This window comes from Herbaspirillum sp. UBA812 (assembly GCF_002296545.1).
Classification (GTDB): Bacteria; Pseudomonadota; Gammaproteobacteria; order Burkholderiales; family Burkholderiaceae_D; genus Herbaspirillum; species Herbaspirillum huttiense.
Genome location: NZ_DBIC01000183.1, coordinates 4,203 through 7,059, shown reverse-complemented (window position 1 = coordinate 7,059; position 2,857 = coordinate 4,203). Strand labels below are relative to the sequence as shown.

The window sequence follows — 2,857 nt, the reverse complement described above, 5'->3', positions numbered from 1 at the left end:
GACATAGCGCAGCTGGTTGGCGCGGGCGATGTCGATGGCCTCGTCCTGATGGCGGGCATCGGCGGGCGGCGGGGCCGAAGGCGACGGCGATGATGATGATGAAGATTGTTCGGACGCTGCGGCGATACGATCCATGATGGTCTCCTCGGACGCTGTCCGCCGGGAGATCCGGCGGCCGTCCATGCGGGCCATTATTGAGCAATCGCCGTGACGCGGCAGTCAGCCATCGGCCGGGGATGGTGTGGGATTTTTCCGGCAGGCAGGTCTGCTCAGAAAGCCCATTGCAGGTTGAAGCCGCCCGTCACGGCCGCCGTCTGGAAACCTTGCGGCTTGGCCAGGGGCGTGGCCAAGAACATGTCATAGCTCAGCTTGCCGAGGTTGCCGCGCAAGCCCAGTGCCGCGCCCGTGAGCCGCTGGCCGGTGAGGAATTGCGCCGAGGGCCCTGCGACCGCGCCGGTATCGATACCGGCAAACACTTCCTGCCCGCTCTCGCCCAGGCCCAGCGCCAGTTCATTGCGCAGGAACCAGCCACGCTCGGCCTGCAGCGTCAGTTCGCCGTCGAAGCCGCGCACCGTATAACGGCCGCCGATGGAGAACTGATCCTGCGGCGGCAGACTGCCCCGGTTCCACTGCGCGCGCAGCGTGCTGCTGTAGCGCAGGCGCGCACCAGCCAGCTGGAACGGCGCATTGACGGAGGCATCCAGCAGCCACAGACCATAGCGCGTGCCGATCTGCGGCAGGTCGAACGGCGAGCTGGGCTCGGCCCCTTGCGTATCGAGTGAACGGCGATAGGCCAGCGTGGCATCGGCAATCGCATCGCCCAGAAACTGCCGGTGATTCAATCCCGCTTCCCACGCCGTGGTGCGGCGTTGCTGGGCGCCGACTTCGAGGTCGTCAATCGCGTTGTAAGCCTTGCGCAGCAAGGCTTTGCCGAAGGCTGTGGTCTTGCCGGCCGCATCGCGATGGAGCAGGCGAGACAGTTTGAATTCGGTGGTTTCGGAACGCCCGCTGTAGACGAAATTTTCGAAGGCCCCCGCGACCGTCTGGTGATAGCGGTTGCCCGACATCGTCACGGCCGCCATCCAGTTGCCCAGCGGCAGCGAGTAATGCAGCGTGTAGGCATGGCTCCCGTGGTCGCCGTAGTGATTCAGGCTGCGGCTGACGCTGACGTAGAAGAGGTCATTGAGGGTCCACCAATTGTCATAGGACAAGGTCAGCCCGGCCAGATATTTGCCGGTAGCCTTGGCACCGCCATCGTCCAGCGATGCCGTGAGACGGAAGGGGAAAGCCTGCTGGTACTGGATCACCAGATCGCTGTCGCCCGCCTCGGCCCCTTTGTCCTCGGAGGGCGTGATCTTGATGTCGGCCTGCACGGTCGGCAGGCGCTTGAAATTTTCCAGGCCCTGTTCGATATCGCGCAGGTTGAGGATGTCGCCCGGGCTGATGGGCAGGGCATTGAAGGCAGTCCCGCGCGCATCGGCGTCGGGCGCAAAGCGGATGTGGCGCACGCGCCCCGGCACCACGCTCAGCACCAGCCGTCCCGTCGACAGATCTTGCGGACGCGCCAGCACGCGCGTGGTGGTGTAGCCGCGCGCGACGATGGCGCTCTCGACCCGCGCCAGGACCAGGTTCACCCCTTGCGAGCCCAGACAGCGGCCCACCGCGCCACGTTCGCCGGTGACGCTGTCGAGCGCAAAACGAAAACGCTCGGCCTGTTCACCCTCCAGCGCAATCGCCGTGATCGTGCGGCAGGGTTGCTCCTGCTCGGGGAAATCCTGCGCCATCGCGCTGGCGGCGGGCGTACCCAGATTCACGTCAGGACGCTGCTCCTGTTGCTGGCGCAGGGCGCGTTCGCGCTCGCGCTGCAACTGCTCCTGGTTGACGGCGGTTTGCCCGTGGGCAAGGGAAATGACCAGATTCAGACCAAGGATGAGTACAAATCGGGGAGACGGCGAACGGAAGATGGAAGACATCGGAAACATGGTGAGTCGTCCCAAAGCCACACTGGGCAAGGGATTCAAAAGAAATGGGAGGGCTGGCAAAACAAGTGTTGGTTTTTGCCTACAGGAAAGCTTCTCGTATAATGAAAAATCACCTTTCCTCGTTAACCTAAATTAACATCCCGACCCTGGCAAGCAAAATCTTGCCAACCGGAAACGGAAAACAACGAATCGGGGTTTGTTGTCGTGGCCGGTCATAACGACAACAGCACCCGGGGTTTTCATGAATCGTCAGCGTTACAAGCTGGTTTTCAACCGGCATCGTGGCCAGTTGATGGCCGTTGCAGAAATCGCCTCCAGCATCCAGCATCACGGCCGCACATCGGCCAACGGTGCGGCGATGCCGGACCTGTTACCGTCCGCTTTGCGCTTTTCGCTGCTGGCGGTAGCGCTGGCCCTGGCCATGAACACGGTGGCCCACGCGCAGATCCTGGGCGACCGCAACGCCCCGCGCAACCAGCAGCCGACCGTGCTGGCCACACCCAATGGCGTGCCGGTGGTCAACATCCAGACCCCGGGTGCAGCGGGAGTGTCGCTCAACAGCTACCGGCAATTCGATGTCGGCCCCAATGGCGCCATCCTCAACAATGCGCAGGGCACCACGGCCACCCAGCTGGGCGGCTATGTGGCGGGCAATCCATGGCTGGCCACGGGCGCAGCGCGCGTGATCGTGAACCAGGTCAACTCGGCCAACCCCAGCTATCTGCGCGGCTACCTGGAAGTGGCGGGGGCGCGGGCGCAGGTGGTGGTGGCCAATCCGGCGGGCATCACCTGTTCCGGCTGCGGCTTCATCAATGCCAATCGCGCCACGCTCACCACGGGCGTACCGCAGATCGTCAACGGCAATCTGGACAGCT

Annotated in this window: 2 protein-coding genes; one reads left to right on the top strand and one right to left on the bottom strand. The window is 63.8% G+C overall.

Annotated elements, in window-relative coordinates; all coding sequences use genetic code 11:
• Window positions 1-269: 269 nt before the first annotated feature.
• Complete coding sequence (locus tag B3873_RS12175; protein ID WP_286866335.1) at window positions 270-1,982, bottom strand: ShlB/FhaC/HecB family hemolysin secretion/activation protein; 1,713 nt, start codon at window positions 1,980-1,982, stop codon at window positions 270-272.
• Between the two features lie 241 nt (window positions 1,983-2,223).
• Here B3873_RS12175 and B3873_RS12170 point away from each other — a divergent pair.
• Window positions 2,224-2,857, top strand: a 634-nt coding sequence (locus B3873_RS12170; RefSeq protein WP_286866333.1) for a filamentous hemagglutinin N-terminal domain-containing protein, incomplete at its 3' end; no start/stop codon positions are given.